Source organism: Ruminococcus sp. AM42-11, assembly GCF_003480145.1.
In the GTDB taxonomy this organism is placed as follows: Bacteria; Bacillota; Clostridia; order Lachnospirales; family Lachnospiraceae; genus Blautia_A; species Blautia_A faecis.
This window is the reverse complement of the sequence record NZ_QUIO01000023.1, coordinates 17,904-33,287: the sequence shown is the minus strand read 5'-3', so window position 1 is coordinate 33,287 and position 15,384 is coordinate 17,904. Positions and strand designations below refer to the sequence as shown.

General features: G+C 43.9%; 12 protein-coding genes, 1 tRNA gene and 3 pseudogenes. 2 read left to right on the top strand and 14 right to left on the bottom strand.

Annotated elements, in window-relative coordinates; genetic code table 11:
• Positions 1–70: 70 nt before the first annotated feature.
• The 5 genes and pseudogenes from DW904_RS13895 to DW904_RS25715 form a co-directional block, all read right to left on the bottom strand.
• A complete protein-coding gene (locus DW904_RS13895; protein ID WP_118581591.1) occupies positions 71–907 on the bottom strand; it encodes a carbohydrate ABC transporter permease in 837 nt (278 codons plus the stop codon).
• On the bottom strand, positions 907–1,761 hold the full coding sequence (locus tag DW904_RS13890; RefSeq protein WP_118581588.1) for a sugar ABC transporter permease: 855 nt from the start codon (positions 1,759–1,761) through the stop codon (positions 907–909). The genes DW904_RS13895 and DW904_RS13890 overlap by 1 nt, the downstream gene beginning before the upstream one ends.
• Positions 1,762–1,955: 194 nt before the next feature.
• Positions 1,956–3,233, bottom strand: a complete 1,278-nt coding sequence (locus DW904_RS13885) for an ABC transporter substrate-binding protein (RefSeq protein WP_118581585.1) — start codon at positions 3,231–3,233, stop codon at positions 1,956–1,958.
• 312 nt (positions 3,234–3,545) lie between these two features.
• A complete protein-coding gene (gene fba / locus DW904_RS13880; protein WP_118581582.1) occupies positions 3,546–4,415 on the bottom strand; it encodes a class II fructose-1,6-bisphosphate aldolase in 870 nt (289 codons plus the stop codon).
• Between the two features lie 120 nt (positions 4,416–4,535).
• A pseudogene (locus tag DW904_RS25715) lies at positions 4,536–4,634 on the bottom strand (DUF6783 domain-containing protein); the annotation flags it as partial.
• On the opposite strand from DW904_RS25715, the pseudogene DW904_RS25710 reads away from it, so the two are divergent.
• Both DW904_RS25710 and DW904_RS13875 read left to right on the top strand, forming a co-directional pair.
• Positions 4,611–4,766, top strand: a pseudogene (locus DW904_RS25710) (DUF6783 domain-containing protein); the annotation flags it as partial. The pseudogenes DW904_RS25715 and DW904_RS25710 overlap by 24 nt on opposite strands.
• Positions 4,767–4,779: 13 nt before the next feature.
• Positions 4,780–4,861 (top strand) — tRNA-Tyr (locus tag DW904_RS13875).
• 455 nt (positions 4,862–5,316) lie between these two features.
• On the opposite strand, the gene DW904_RS13865 is transcribed toward DW904_RS13875, so the two are convergent.
• From DW904_RS13865 to DW904_RS13820, 9 genes and pseudogenes are all read right to left on the bottom strand, one after another.
• Positions 5,317–7,449 carry a glycoside hydrolase family 13 protein gene (locus tag DW904_RS13865; protein ID WP_118581576.1) on the bottom strand — a complete coding sequence of 711 codons (2,133 nt, stop codon included), beginning with the start codon at positions 7,447–7,449 and terminating at the stop codon, positions 5,317–5,319.
• A 342-nt stretch (positions 7,450–7,791) separates the two neighbouring features.
• Positions 7,792–9,642, bottom strand: a complete 1,851-nt coding sequence (gene ftsH, locus DW904_RS13860) for an ATP-dependent zinc metalloprotease FtsH (protein ID WP_118581573.1) — start codon at positions 9,640–9,642, stop codon at positions 7,792–7,794.
• Positions 9,643–9,658: 16 nt separating this feature from the next.
• A complete protein-coding gene (gene hpt, locus DW904_RS13855; RefSeq protein WP_118581570.1) occupies positions 9,659–10,186 on the bottom strand; it encodes a hypoxanthine phosphoribosyltransferase in 528 nt (175 codons plus the stop codon).
• Positions 10,179–11,714, bottom strand: a complete 1,536-nt coding sequence (gene tilS / locus DW904_RS13850; protein ID WP_118581567.1) for a tRNA lysidine(34) synthetase TilS — start codon at positions 11,712–11,714, stop codon at positions 10,179–10,181. The genes hpt and tilS overlap by 8 nt, the downstream gene beginning before the upstream one ends.
• A gap of 120 nt (positions 11,715–11,834) precedes the next feature.
• Positions 11,835–13,322, bottom strand: a complete 1,488-nt coding sequence (locus DW904_RS13845) for a SpoIIE family protein phosphatase (RefSeq protein ID WP_118581564.1) — start codon at positions 13,320–13,322, stop codon at positions 11,835–11,837.
• Positions 13,323–13,576: 254 nt separating this feature from the next.
• Positions 13,577–13,891, bottom strand: coding sequence for a septum formation initiator family protein (locus DW904_RS13840; RefSeq protein ID WP_226815895.1), 315 nt, complete (start codon positions 13,889–13,891; stop codon positions 13,577–13,579).
• Positions 13,892–14,351: 460 nt separating this feature from the next.
• Positions 14,352–14,633: a sporulation protein YabP gene (yabP, locus tag DW904_RS13830; RefSeq protein ID WP_118581555.1), complete on the bottom strand. Its 282-nt coding sequence runs from the start codon at positions 14,631–14,633 to the stop codon at positions 14,352–14,354.
• Positions 14,634–14,734: 101 nt separating this feature from the next.
• Positions 14,735–14,974 (bottom strand): RNA-binding S4 domain-containing protein, encoded by a 240-nt coding sequence (locus DW904_RS13825; RefSeq protein WP_118581552.1) that lies wholly within the window; start codon positions 14,972–14,974, stop codon positions 14,735–14,737.
• A 72-nt stretch (positions 14,975–15,046) separates the two neighbouring features.
• Positions 15,047–15,321, bottom strand: a pseudogene (locus DW904_RS13820) (HU family DNA-binding protein).
• Positions 15,322–15,384 lie beyond the last annotated feature (63 nt).

The following is a 15,384-nucleotide window of genomic DNA, read 5'->3' as shown; positions in this document are numbered from 1 at the left end:
CTGGTATCATATTGAAAAGGGAATAATCTCCAAATTTCTCAGGTAAAAACCGTTCTTTTACCCAAAGAAATCAACCCTTAACTGCACCTGCAACAACTCCCTCGATAATATATTTCTGGCAAACCAGATATACAACAATAATCGGGATAATGTCGATCATAATACTTGCCATCATCGGTCCCATCTGCACATGACCATAACTTCCACGGAAATACTGGATTGCCATTGGAATTGTTTTATACTTCTTAATATCCAGAACCAGTGTTGGAAGAAGGTAATCGTTCCATACCCACATCAGCTCCAGAATTGCAGTAGAGATAATGGTTGGTTTCAAAATCGGAATCAAGATCTTAAAGAAAACCTGCAGAGGACTGCATCCATCAATCATGGCAGCTTCCTCAATTTCCAGCGGGCTTCCTTTTACAAAACCGGTAAACATAAATACTGCAAGTCCGGCACCAAATCCAAGGTAAACAATGCAAATGGTGTATGGATTATTCAGTTTCAAAGTATCTGCTGTTTTTGCCAGGGTAAACATAACCATCTGGAAAGGAACAACCATACTGAATACGCAAAGGTAATACAGAACCTTGGAAAGCAAGCCGTTTACACGTACAATGTACCATGCGCACATGGAACAGCAAAGCAGAATCAAAACAACAGACATAACTGAGATCACAAGGCTGTACCAGAAGGATTTCAGGAAATCCATCTGTGTGACGCTGGCTATAAAGTTCTGGATTCCGTTCCAGGTCTCAGATGTAGGAAACTGGAAAACACCAGATGTAGTAATTGCGGACTCCACTTTTAAGGAATTAAACAGGATCATAACAATCGGGTAGATCCAGATAATTGAAATTATAGAAAGAATTATAGTTGGGATAATACTTTTTTTCTTATCTGCCATTATGCCTGCACCTCCTTAGATGATGTTGCACGAAGCTGGATCAATGCGATCGCAACAACCAGTACAAAGAATACAACTGCTTTTGCCTGACCGATACCCTTCCATGCAGGACCACTTCGTCCGTAGAATGTATCGTAAATGTTCAGTGCCAGTAACTGTGACTGTTTTCCAGGATCTCCGCCTGTAAGGGAAAGGTTCTGGTCGAACATCTTGAATCCGTTTGTAAGAGTAAGGAATGTACAAATTGTAACAGATGGCATGATCATCGGAATCTTGATTTTAAACAGGATCTGTGTTGCGGTTGCGCCATCAATCTGTGCGGCCTCAATCAGATCCGGAGATACGTTATTAAGACCAGCCACATAAATGATCATCATATATCCAATCTGCTGCCATAACAACAGAATGATCATTCCAATAAAACCATTTGTTGCAGACAACTTCAGAAGAGGCTGTCCCCACATGGAAAGCAGACCGTTTAACAGTGTCTGCCAGATATAACCAAGTACAATACCACCGATCAGGTTCGGCATGAAGAATACAGTACGGAACACGTTTGTTCCTTTGAATCCTTTTGTCAAAGCCAGTGCAATGGAAAATGCCAGCACATTGATCAGAATACTGGAAACAAATGCGAATACAACGGTCAGCCAGAATGCATGACTGAAGTCACCGCCGATAAAAATTTTCTGGTAGTTGGAAAGTCCAACCCAGACTACATCTTTTACAGTTGAAAATTTACAAAATGAAAGATAAATACCCCAGATAAACGGCCATAAGAAACCGATAATAAATGCAGCCAATGTTGGCAGAACAAATACCGGCCACCATTTTTTCAGAGATTTTCCTACCATTTTTCACTCCTCCTTTTCCTGTTATGACACCTTTGCGGAAGGTTATCCGCCACCCCAAAACATTACATCATTTTCCCATTAAAATGGGGAGGCTGTATTTCGCCTCCCCACCCTGTTCACCATTCTATATTATGTCCTGAATTTCTTCCGGACATATTATATGTTGTTGGAAAGAAATTTATTACCTGTTACGATTATTCGGAAAGAGCTTTCTCAGTTGCCCAATTGTCAACGAATGCGGAAACTACATCATCCCAGGAACCGCTTCCTGCTGCATATAATGTAAGTGCTGTACCAAGACCGTTCTTCCACTCTTCAGATGGCATTGTTGTGAAGTTCCATGATACAGGTGTAAGACCAGCTGCTGTATACTCTGCATCCTGTTTTACAAATACGTTTGTGGATTCCTGTGCTGTTTTGAAAGGAATTGTGAAGCCCATATCTTCTGACATAGCCTTTGTTCCATCCTCAGAAGTTACACACCAGTTCATGAAATCAAGTGTTGCCTGGATATCTTCCTCGGAAGCTTCTTTGTTTACACACCAGAAGTTCTCTGTACCGGTTGCAAGGCCTTCATTCTCATCATCAACACCGAAGTAAATCGGGATCATAGCCAACTCGTCATCACTGTATGTCTTGGACAGTTCGCCATATTCCCAGGAACCATTCTGATAGAATACTGCATCTCCGTTGATGAACTCGTTACGGGAGTCATCTGCTGTCTTAGCAGAAAGCTCTGCTCCATCGCAGGTAGAATCTGTAATATAAAGATCAAATACGTTCTTATAGTTATCAAGGTATGTTCCCTTGATTGCATCTGTATCATCGATGCCATCTGCCTGATACTCATAGTAGATTGGAAGGTTTGCAAGGTGTGTTTTGAATCTCCAGTCAGAGGATCCGTCCATACCAGCGCTTGTGAAAGCACCTTTCACTCCAAGCTCATCTTTTCTTGCCTGGATGTCATCAGCAACCTTCTTCAGATCATCAAAGCTCTTGATGTCATCTACTGTGTAACCAGCTTTTTCCAGTAAGGTTTTGTTTACGATCAGTCCATAGGACTCGATTACGTATGCGATACCATCAACTGCATCACCGTCTTTTACAGTGTAAGCATCAGATGTAAGCTGTGAATAGATATCAGATCCGGACAGATCATAGCAATAATCCTTCCAGTTCTTAAGTCCTACTGGTCCATTTACCTGGAAAAGTGTAGGAGCATCGCTCTTAGCCATCTCAGACTGAAGTGTGGTCTCATACTGTCCGGAAGCTGCTGTAACAACTGTTACCGGAACGCCTGTCTCTTCTGTATATTTTGCTGCCAGGTTCTGCCATGCTTCATCCTGCTCTGGTTTGAAGTTTAAGTAGTAAACCTTTCCAGCTGCATCATCAGCCATAACCGGTAATGCCGGTACCATAGAAGCTGCCATAACTGCGCTAAGTCCCATTGCTGCGATTTTTCTCATCTTCATAATTTTACTCTCCTTTTCTTTGAGAACCGTTTCTTAAGATGTTTATATAATACTGATTTTTCTGTTAAAAAACCATGATAAAAAATCAAGAAACATGTTCATTTTTTTAGAGAGTGATATTTGAATATGGACATTTTGTCGCAACTTGTACAAAACATTACAATTTTTATCAGATCCAGACTTTGAATAATAATTCGGGTCACAAGCCAGAACCTATTGGAAAAAGCAGTCTGTGAAACATCTCATATATGCAAAAGAGGACTGCTTGCGCAGTCCCCTTTCTCTTTCCGCATGTGCGGAGAAAAATCATATTCAAGCTTTTCCAACGGATCCGAAGATTTCCATTTTCTCTTTAACAGTAGCCTTGATTGCATCGAAGCCAGGTGCAAGAAGCTTACGTGGGTCATATCCTTTACCCTGCTGATCTTTGCCTTCCTCGATGTATTTACGTGTAGCTTCTGCAAAAGAAAGCTGGCACTCTGTGTTAACATTGATCTTGGAAACTCCAAGGTCGATAGCTTTCTTGATCATGTCTGTAGGAATACCTGTACCACCGTGAAGTACTAACGGCATATCACCTGTAAGCTGCTGGATTGCATCCAGAGTCTCAAAGCTTAAGCCCTTCCAGTTAGCTGGATATTTACCATGAATGTTACCAATACCTGCTGCCAGGAAATCGATACCAAGATCAGCGATCATCTTGCATTCCTTAGGATCTGCGCACTCGCCCATACCGATAACGCCATCTTCCTCACCACCGATGGAGCCAACCTCTGCCTCTAAGGACATTCCATGCTCTCTTGTGATCTTAACCAGTTCTTTAGTCTTAGCAACGTTCTCTTCGATCGGGTAATGAGAACCGTCGAACATGATGGATGAGAATCCAGCCTCAACACATTTCAGGCATCCTTCATATGAACCGTGATCCAGGTGAAGTGCAACCGGAACAGTGATCTTCTGCTCTTCCATCATACCTTTAACCATTCCAACAACGGTCTTATAACCAGCCATGTACTTACCAGCGCCTTCGGAAACGCCCAGAATAACCGGGGAGTTCAGTTCCTGTGCTGTAAGCAGGATAGCCTTTGTCCACTCAAGGTTGTTGATATTGAACTGACCTACTGCATAATGTCCAGCTTTTGCTTTTTTCAGCATTTCTGTTGCATTAACTAACTCATACATGATAAAATTCCTCCTATCTTTGGAAACACCTTAACTATTTCCATTGTCTGTAGTTTAGCAGATTTTTCCCCATTCGTCTACCTCTTTGCAAAAAAAATGAGTTATTGATTCTTTTTTCATTCACCTGGAGCGTATTTGAAAAAAGCTTTCTGCAAGATGTGCGTCACAATTTGTGGAAGATTTTGTCCGGATGAAGGCGCCGTAGCGGGCTACGGCAACTGAATTCAGGCAAAATATACTGCAAAGTGGGGCGGGCAGATTGCGGGAATGCTTTTTCAAACACGCTCTGGCGCGCAAAACATCAAAAAAGCTGAAAAAATATCTTGCAAAAACTTTCTTCTTTGTATATAATAAATTCATTCACGGATGGATTCCCGAGTGGCCAAAGGGGACAGACTGTAAATCTGCTGGCGATGCCTTCGAAGGTTCGAATCCTTCTCCATCCACTACTACTCCAGAGCATATTCGCTCTGGAATTTTTCTGTCATACGCCAAAGCGGTTCGAATCCTTCTCCATCCACTACTACTCCAGAGCATATTCGCTCTGGAGTTTTTCTGTCATATGCCAAAGCGGTTCGAATCCTTCTCCATCCACTATATTCTAAACTCCCAGGTATTTTTGTCTGGGAGTTTTTTATCCCTCTTCTCTGTATCAGCAGCGCAGCGCCCTGATACCAAACGTTCTTTTTTCGCCTTGAATACTCAGCCGCGAGGAGGGGCCTATGGACTGGCGGCCATTGCGAGGATTCCAGGGATTTTCCATATACGCGCAGGAGGTGGAGCACTGTCTGAGGCCACCATGTGGCCGAGTTTGCTCCACCTCCTGCAAATAAGCGTATATGGAAAATCCCGGAACCGCAGCTCTGGCCGTCAGCCCATAGGTCCCTCCTCGCGGCGTCCCTTAATCTTCCACAAATATAGTCGGATTCTCACACTTATGATACAACACCATCGCCCCAAACGCTGGCATCGGCACCCTGATCACACCTGCCTTGGCTGTATATTCATATTCCTCCGTAGTATATCCATCACGGTAAGACAGCATGATCCGCTTCAACACAGAATCCTTCAGTCTGCTGATTCCCGTCTTCCAGACCTCAATCTCAACCTCCCGATCCTCATTCCGGTTATTCAGAATCACGATCATTCTTTCATCATGGGAAAATCTTCCGAAGCAAAGTCCCTGATAATCATTCCAGAGGAACACAAGGGAACCATTACTTAAGAAATCATATTCCTTATGGATCTTAATCATATCTCTGTGGAACGCAATCATCATCTGATCCTCATGTCCCCATGGATAAGTTCTTCTGTTATCCGGATCTGTAAAGCCACAGACACCTGCCTCATCACCATAATAAACAGTTGGTGCTCCCGGCCAGGTCATCTGCACCACAACACCTTCACGCATCACTGCAGGATTGATGTTCTGGGAAGCAGCTTCCGCACCGGCATAGGAAATCCTTCCCACACGGCGGTTTGTTCTGGTGAGAAATCTGGAATGATCATGATTGGACAGCTCATTCATGGACGTATAAAGTGCAGACATATGAAGTGCCCTCATATGAGTCTTCATAGCCCCAATAAAGGCATCACTGTTTCCATAAAGGTCATCCCTGCACTCATCACTGTGCTTCTCCATGCCCGTCAGGAACCAGGTCAGAGGTTCCATAAAGGCATCGTAGTTCATAACCGTATCCCACTCATCCCCTTGCAGCCAGCTCTCCGGATTTCCGTAATGCTCTGCCAGAATGATCGCATTGGGATTTGCCTCCTTTACAGCTTTCCGGAAATCCTTCCAGAACTGATGGTTAAATTCGTTGCTGTGCCCAAGATCTGCCGCCACATCCAATCTCCATCCATCTACATTATAAGGCGCAGAAACCCACTTCTTACCAATCTCCAGAATCTTATCATACAGATCCCTGGAGGCTTCATAATTCAGCTTCGGCAAAGTATCATGAGTCCACCATCCATCATAGGTAGGATTGTACGGCCAGCGGTTCTCGTCATAGAAATTAAAGTAATACCTATATGGACTGTCTGCAGAAATATACGCTCCCTTTGGATATCCCTCCTGGTTCTCATAGATCCGCTCTCTGTCCATCCATTTGTTAAAAGATCCACAATGGTTAAACACACCATCCAGGATTACTTTCATGCCTCTCTTATGGATTTCCTCCACAAGCTTTGCAAACAGTTCATTACTTGCCTCCAGATTCCGCTTATCGGTCACACGCTTAATAAATTTCCGGGCATGGGCATTCTCGCGGTCCCCCTCATTCAGAAGGCCATCATCCATATCCTCCACGATCTTGCCGTAATGGGGATCCACATACTCATAATCCTGAATATCGTACTTGTGATTACTTGGAGAAACAAAAATCGGGTTCAGATAAATAACATCCACTCCCAGATCCTGCAGATAATCCAGTTTATCCATAATTCCCTGCAGGTCACCGCCATAAAACTCCCGCACCCCCATTACTGCCGGAACTTTTCCCCAGTCTCTTACCCTGGAAGTCATATCGCCAATATAAAAATATTCACGATCCTCCACATCATTCGTCGGATCCCCATTGCAGAAGCGATCCACAAAAATCTGGTACATAACAGCACCCTTCGCCCACTGGGGTGTATCATAATCCGGATAAATCTCAAACTCCAGACGCTCCTCCGGGTTCATGGAAACACCCTGATAATTATAATAACAGGTCACCCATCCGTATGTGATCTCAAAATGGTAACGGACAATCTTCTCTCCCATAATAATAGAAGTCTCATAATAATCAAATCCATTGGATTTGGCCACACGCTCCATCTGTTGACGCTTGCCATCGTATACTAAATAAACCATATCTACGTTGTTCCGCTTGGTGCGGAAGCGGATACGGACCTTGTCTCCTGCTTTGGGATTTGACGGACAACGGTAATAATCAGAACCATCGCTGAACAATGCCTCTGTATTCAAAACCGGTCTCATATTCAATATATATTGCATTTTTTTCATTAAATCTGCATTATTACGATCCATAACATCCCTCTTTCAAAAAAATTACACCCTATATTTTAACTGAAAACATTTCTTCCCACAACTGTTAAAATTCGGCTTATTCTCCAAATTTCCGCCCAGCTTACCGACGTTTTCACCAAAGAACTCCCACCACATTTCAAACACACTCTAAAATACCTTATTCATTTAACGTAAAAAAGACAGCCGGTAAAAGCTGTCTTTTTTGGAGAAGGTATTTCTTCTTATGGGGTGTAGCAAAAACTATATAATGTATTGGGGGGTTTTTACGATGTATATAGTACCATGTGTCCACCAAAAAGTGTGCACAAACTTCACAAAAATCACTATTATTTTTTGTGCATGTTATATACTTTCATTTGATTCACCCGATTTTTCCATTGTAAAAAGTGCTTCAAATTCATCCCGATGAACTTTTTCCTTCTCGAGAAGGAGCTTGGCACAGCCATGAAGAACCTCCATATGCTCAGAAATAATCTTCTTCGCATTGTCATGACACTCCTCAATGATACTGTGAATCTCACTATCAATTGCCTTGGCAACATCCTCGCTGTAACCGCGGGTGTGCGCCAGATCCCGTCCAATAAATACCTCATCGTCATCATCTCCATAGGAGATCAGTCCGATCTTATCGGACATACCATACTTGGTCACCATAGCTCTTGCTTCGCTGGTAGCCCGCTTGATATCGTTGGATGCACCAGTTGTAATATCGCCGAAAATCAGTTCCTCTGCCACACGTCCTCCAAGAAGTGTGGTAATATCCTGAAGCATTTTACCCTTAGTATTAAATATTTCGTCATTCTCTGGAAGAGGCATGGTATAGCCGGCTGCTCCCATTCCGGTAGGGATAATGGAAATGGTGTAAACAGGCTCCATATCCGGCAGCACATGGAACAAGATTGCATGGCCTGCCTCATGATAAGCGGTGATCCTTTTCTCCTTCTCGGAGATCACCTTGCTCTTTTTCTCTGCACCGATGCCAACCTTGATAAAGGCATTCTTAATATCTTTCTGGCGAATAAATACATGACCTTTTCTGGCTGCAGCAATAGCCGCCTCATTCATCAGGTTCTCAAGATCTGCACCTGTAAATCCAGCTGTAGTCTGAGCGATCTGTTTCAAGTCTACATCCTCGCCAAGAGGTTTATCCTTGGCATGAACATGGAGGATTTCTTCTCTTCCTTTAATATCCGGACGACCTACGCCAACCTTGCGGTCAAAACGTCCCGGACGAAGAATTGCAGGATCCAGAATATCCACACGGTTGGTAGCGGCCATTACGATAATGCCTTCATTTACCCCGAATCCATCCATCTCTACAAGAAGCTGGTTCAGAGTCTGTTCCCTTTCATCATGACCGCCTCCCATGCCGGTTCCACGCTGTCTTGCAACAGCATCGATCTCATCAATAAAGATGATACAAGGTGCGTGACGCTTGCCCTCTTCGAAAAGATCTCTTACACGGGAAGCACCTACACCAACAAACATTTCCACAAAATCAGAACCGGAAATGGAGAAAAACGGAACGCCCGCTTCCCCGGCAACAGCCTTGGCCAGAAGCGTCTTACCAGTTCCTGGAGGTCCTACAAGGATAACTCCTTTCGGGATTCTGGCCCCCACCTTGGTATACTTCTGGGGATCCTTCAGGAAATCTACAACCTCCTTCAGTTCTTCTTTCTCTTCCTCCAGGCCCGCTACGTTCTGGAAAGTCACTTTCTTATCATCCGGCATGGACATTCTCGCCCTGCTTTTGCCGAAATTCATCATCTTGGCATTGGTGCCACCACCCCCACCTGACATCTGACGGTTCATCATCAGCATGAGGAAGATGATAAGACCACAGGTAAGAAGTACCGGGAAAACAGAGTTCATAAATACACTCTGCTTCGGCACATCCTCAACAGCAGGATCAAGCCCGCTCTCTCGAAGAAGCTGCTCTGCCTCATTTACATCTGCCACATAAATACGCTTCTGTCCCTCGCCGCTTATATTCACGATCACAGAACCTGTTGGAACCTCACTGTTCTGATGGATCGTGGCACTGGTCACCTTTCCGTCTGTCACTGCCTGCTCCAGCTGTCCATAAGTATAATCACTCTGGACAGCTACCTGATTGTTCAGATACAGGTAACCTGCGATCAAAGCTACGATCAGGACAAGATACAAGCCAATTCTGCCTGACTGCTTATTCACTTGTATAATTCTCCTTTCATTCGAACTCTACCACTCCGATGTATGGCAGATTTCTGTATTTCTGGGCATAGTCAAGACCATAGCCCACAACAAACTCATCTGGAATATTGAAGCAGCAATAATCCACATCAACCCCTTTTACCACTCTGCGGTCCGGTTTGTCCAACAAGGTGCAAAGTCTCACGCTGTTTGGATTACGTCTCTTCAGAACATCCAGCAGATAGCTTAAGGTTCTTCCGGAATCAATAATATCCTCCACAACAAGAACTTCTTTATCTTCAAGAGGCTGATCCAGATCCTTGACGATCTTTACAACTCCGCTTGATTTGGTGTCATCTCCATAACTGGAAACAGACATGAAATCAAGAGTTACCGGCACTGTGATTCTCTTGGCAAGCTCACACATGAAAAATACTCCGCCCTTAAGAACGCAGATCATGTGGATTTCTTTTCCCTTGTACTCTTCGCTGATCTGGGCTGCTACTTCGCAGATACGCTTCTCCACAGTCTCCTCATCCAGTAAAACTCTGATTTTTTCACTCATGATTATCTTTTCCTCCTTGGTATTGTATTTCCAATATTCTCCTGGTTCTGGGAGCTATTTTATAATTCTCATTTATTCTGCCTCCCACCACCCACAAAACCTCAGAGCCGGTACATAGAAGCAAGATGCTGTCTCTTTCCTCTGATGGGATCTTCTCATCTATAAAATAACGGTTCAGCTTCTTGCTGCTCCCTTTGTCATCTACAATGAGAAAATCTCCCGGCTGTCTGGTCCGGATGGACAGTTCCTGTTTTATTTTATCATAATCCAGCCATTTCGTATACTTTTTTTCTTCAATCTTCTGGCCTTCATTAGAAAATATTTTCAGATAAAAAACATTATCTGTAAAAAGTACCTGTTCACAAGCAGTTTCCAGCTCCTTTTTACTCAACTGGACACTTTTTTGCAGTGCATTCCTCTCCTGATTTTTTTCAGCTTTCACTGGATCGTACTCTTTTGGACTCAGATTTCTATCTGACATTCCCAGTAATTGTCTTTCTCCCAGTAAAATTCCTCCATAAGTTCGAAGCGCCGCCAGATCATAAGGCAGATTGATCCGTCGTCCCACCTGAAGCTTCAGAAGGCTCTCCACACTTTTTACATGAGCAGCTGTAAAATCCTTACGTTTCCCAGCCAGCTCTTCAAAAACCTGAAGCACTCCGTAAGAAGCTATGGCAGGCTCATCTCGCCAGAATGCTTCTGACAGGAAAATTCCCCGCTCCCTGTTTTCCCCATACTTTTTCACAAGGCGTTCTCCCTGACGGGACAAATACTCCTCTGCCTGACTAACAAGACTGGCCGTCTCCGCCATATGGCGGACAGCAGAAGCATTCACCTGTTCTTCCAGAATAGGTAATATCTGATGTCTGATCTTATTTCTTGTATAATCATCTGTAAGATTGGTACTGTCTGTTACATAGGGAATCTGTTCTTTTATTAAATAATTGACAATTTCCTGTTTATTTAAACACAAAATGGGCCGAATAATTTCATCTCGCACCGGCAAAATAGAAGCCAGACCTTTCAGCCCCGTTCCTCTGCAAAGATTGTGGAGCAAAGTTTCCGCCACATCATTTTCATTGTGGGCCAGAGCAATACGGATCCGTAATTTTCCTTCTCTGGCGGCAGAGACTCTTCCCCCACCCTGGAGGTCAGCCGTTTCTGATTTTCCAAAATAATCAGCTTCTGCCCTGGAAAACGCATCCTGTCTGACTTTTCTTCCTGTCTCTTCCAGTCCCATTTTCCATTTCTTTGCAAGCTCCGGTACCGGGTAATGATAGGATAAAAAAGGAATCGTCCATTTTTCGCAGGTCTCTCTTACTACTCTTTCATCCCGGTCAGCTTCCTCGCCGCGGATTCCATGATGCACATGTACCGCACACAGCGAAAAAGCTGCTTCAGCCTGATATCTTTTTAACATTTCCAGCATAGCCATGGAGTCTCCTCCTCCGGAAACTCCGGCAAGGACCACATCCCCATCCACTACCATGCCATGTTCTTTCATATATGCTTTCACTTTCTGATACATACTAGCTCTGCCTCTGATACGTTACTGATTCTTTCGTGAACCGTAACAATATTACTTCTTTCAAACATATTCATATGCTCATATGATTCCATATCTGTTTTTTACTCAAAAATAATCATTCTATTTCTTCCACATTCCAGCTACAAGAACCGTCATATCATCCCTGGCGCAGTAATCGCTGTATCCCAGCACCCGCTCCAGAATCCCCCGGCTCATCTCCTTGGGAGTCTCTTCATGGATATCCATAATGATTTCTTTCATGGTCTCCTCCTCCCGCATGGCAGGCAGCGCATCCAAGACGCCATCTGTCATCATGATCAGATAATCCCCGTGATACAGCTTCCTTGAAGATGTTTCAAAATCCACCTGCTGTATCAGCCCTGCCGCCAGACTCTCTGAAGAAATGGCCTCCACCCAGTGATCCCTTTTGATAAAAGTGGCGGAAGCCCCCGCTTTCAGGAAGTTACAGATTCCCGTATATAAATCCACTGCGCAGATGTCCACTGTTGAAAAAATCCCTTCCTGTCCCTTCATCACAAGAGCAGAGTTCACCATTTTCGCCGCCGTCTCCTGGGTAAAACCGGATTCCAGAAATTGTTCCAGAAGTTCTACCACTTCCTCGCTTTCCCGGCATGCCTCCACCCCGGAGCCCATTCCATCGGAAAGACACATTACAAAACGGCCTGCCTCTTCCTGTCTGCAAATATAATTGTCTCCGGAAACCTTCTCCATTTCCTTGGTCAGCTTTGCCACTCCGTAAAGTACCTGATAACTTACATCCTCCACAAAATGAACCGTATGGTATTCTCCATTTACAATTCTTCTTCCTCCTGCTGCCGCCATGGGAGTTCCGAATTCCTGAGACAAAAGCTGTGCCACCTCATTAACAGAAATGCACTGCCCGCTTCTGGCACGCATGGTAAGAAAAATCTCACGTCTTCCTTCCACCTTATCCATCACCCAGACCTGCTTCACCACAATATGACGCTTCCTGAGAATCTTCTGCAATTCCGTCATAAGCTGAGGATCCGCAATGGAAATGTCGTACAGGTCTTCTGCCACCATATCCATGATTCTGGACATCTCCTGGAGTTGCTGTGCCACGGCAAGGCGGCTTTCGATCATCCGGTTGTCCCATATCAGCTTCTGCCGCTCCCTCATATAAGAGTTACCAAGTGTCTCATAATACTGGGAAAAACGACTGCATACACTCATCCAGTCGCTTTTTGTCTCCTGTATTTTCTCCTGATTTCCCTCCTCCATGGAACGAATCATCCGCTCGCTTCCTCTGTACATTTCCTGCGACTGGGTGCCCCAGCAGATTTCCCGCTGATAACAGTGGCTGCATATCTCATCACAGGTCTCCCTTATAATTCCATCCACCTGGCCGTTGCTTAAATAGTCTTTTCGGTAGGGTAATCCATAAAAGCTGTCTGCAAGCTTCCGAAAAGAAGCAGCATACCGCTCCACCTTCTCCTTCTGGGGATTTTTCTCTTCGGCCGGCTGCTCTGCCTTAAGGAAACTTCTTCCCCTGAAAAAAACTTTTGCCATGTCCCGCAGCACCAGCAGCACACTGATCACGAGCATGGCAATTATCCATTCCTGCATATTCTCCCCTCCCCTTTACAGCCTTACAGTGCCAGAGCCTGTTTGAAAAAGCATTCCCGCAAGCTGCACGCCCCACTGTTCATGTAATCTTTAACTGCTGCCCTTGTTTTTGCAAAGGAATGCTGCATTTACATCACCTTCGGCAGCACCTTATGCCTATTATAGGGGACAGGTATGAAAATATATGTCAAACAAAGACGACCATATTGAAAAATATATCGTCAGAAACTTCCAACTTCGTTTTTCCCAGAACCTTATTTCTCCTCCTGAAAAATAATCTCATTCTCCTTCACAAGACCCAGCTTCTCTCTGGCGGCCTGCTCTGCGTACTCATCCGTGAGCATATACTGCTTCAGATCTTCAATCTCCTGAGTGCGCGCCTGCTCTTCCTCAATCTGCTGGCTTAATGCCTCTGCCCTGGTCTCATAGCCGGCAAGAGATTCCTTAAGGTCCCGGCTCTGTGCCATAAGCGTCAGAATCAGAATCAGAACGATCAGAGAAATACCGAACATCCCGAGATGATTATACCCTATTGTCTTTTTTCTTCGTTTTTTCCCTGATTTTCCCAAACTTCCTGCCTCTTCTCATCTGCAAACGATTTCTGGTACTATTTTTGTACTGATTTGCAGATTGCTTAACTAAAATTTTACAACGTTTACAAAAAAATAGCAACCAATTTATATATTTTTTTGAAGTTTTTTTTACGAATCTGACAGGAACCTCCAGGATTATATAACAAATTTTTTCAAATAAAGGTTTTATTGTCAGATATGTAAGAAATGCCCCTGATATAATTCCCAAAAACAGAAAACTACGCAGGATTCCCTGGTTGATCCGGTAAATTCCTGCAAATACCAGAAGTCCTGCGCACACCCAATAAAGAAGGTCCAAAATCCCTCCTGCTGCCGGACTGCAGAAAATGAGCCTTCTTATTTCCTGAAGCAGGCTGTAGCAAAGGATCAGCACCGCACCCCCTGCAAAAGCCCGGACGAAAAGCCAGATCTCATTGTAGATATATATGCTCATAGCTTAACGGAACAGCCTTGTAAATAATGGTTCTTCTTTTCGTGGGGAATCTTTAGACAAATAGACAAGAGAATCCACATGTCCGGCAAGAGCAGCTTCTCCTTTTTCCAGGTTTAGTCCTTTTACATGAAGCCCGCTGCCGCGAATCTGCAGCTTCCCGTCAGCAGTCTGAAGAAGGATTTCCTTTTCATCAAAAGAAATCACATCCTTCACACCTGTGACAGATGCTTCTTTCCTGTTATCCAGTATCAGCTTATGGGAAATGTTCACAACCTTTTCTTCCAAATCCCTCTCTCCCAAATATGTGGGTTCACAGATAATCTATGAAATTTTCTTTAAAATTAGAACCTGCTTAAGTAATACTGTTTCCTTCGTTCACAGAACTCTTAAACATACCTGTACAGATTCTCAACTTCTTCCTTCTTCACAGTCTCTTTCACATCCAGCACTTCCACCTTCACATTGCGGCTTCCAAACTGAATCTCAATAGTATCTCCTGTCTTCACCTGGGCAGAAGCCTTGGCCGGCTTATCATTTACAAGCACTCTTCCTGCATCACATGCCTCATTTGCCACAGTTCTTCTCTTAATAAGGCGGGATACTTTCAAAAATTTATCTAATCTCATAATACTCTCCTATATCAGAGCGTGTTTAAAAAAGGAGGAACTATAAAGTTCCTCCTGTAAAAGCTTACGCGATTATGCGTTTACCATATCTTTTAAAGCTTTACCAGCTTTAAATTTCGGAGCCTTGGAAGCTCGATCTTCATGGTCTCACCAGTCTGAGGATTTCTTCCCTCTCTGGCAGCTCTCTCGCTGACTTCAAATGTACCAAAGCCAACTAACTGAACTTTCTCACCTTTTTTCAGTTCTTCTGATACAACGTCGATGAATGATTTTAAAACAGCTTCAACGTCCTTCTTGGACAGATTGGTTTCTTTCGCCATAGCTGCTACTAATTCAGTCTTATTCATGGTGTTTCCTCCTCTAAAGATTCTTCTATCTATATATATACCTTTTACCCTGTATTGTCAAGG

What these genes read in the sequence shown, in the direction of transcription:
- DW904_RS13885 (WP_118581585.1), bottom strand. Translation starts at nt 3,233, where the DNA reads ATGAAGATGAGAAAAATCGCAGCAATGGGACTTAGCGCAGTTATGGCA.
- DW904_RS13895 (WP_118581591.1), bottom strand. Translation starts at nt 907, where the DNA reads ATGGCAGATAAGAAAAAAAGTATTATCCCAACTATAATTCTTTCTATA.
- tilS (WP_118581567.1), bottom strand. Translation starts at nt 11,714, where the DNA reads ATGTATCAGAAAGTGAAAGCATATATGAAAGAACATGGCATGGTAGTG.
- DW904_RS13890 (WP_118581588.1), bottom strand. Translation starts at nt 1,761, where the DNA reads ATGGTAGGAAAATCTCTGAAAAAATGGTGGCCGGTATTTGTTCTGCCA.
- DW904_RS13845 (WP_118581564.1), bottom strand. Translation starts at nt 13,322, where the DNA reads ATGCAGGAATGGATAATTGCCATGCTCGTGATCAGTGTGCTGCTGGTG.
- fba (WP_118581582.1), bottom strand. Translation starts at nt 4,415, where the DNA reads ATGTATGAGTTAGTTAATGCAACAGAAATGCTGAAAAAAGCAAAAGCT.
- DW904_RS13825 (WP_118581552.1), bottom strand. Translation starts at nt 14,974, where the DNA reads ATGAGATTAGATAAATTTTTGAAAGTATCCCGCCTTATTAAGAGAAGA.
- hpt (WP_118581570.1), bottom strand. Translation starts at nt 10,186, where the DNA reads ATGAGTGAAAAAATCAGAGTTTTACTGGATGAGGAGACTGTGGAGAAG.
- DW904_RS13865 (WP_118581576.1), bottom strand. Translation starts at nt 7,449, where the DNA reads ATGGATCGTAATAATGCAGATTTAATGAAAAAAATGCAATATATATTG.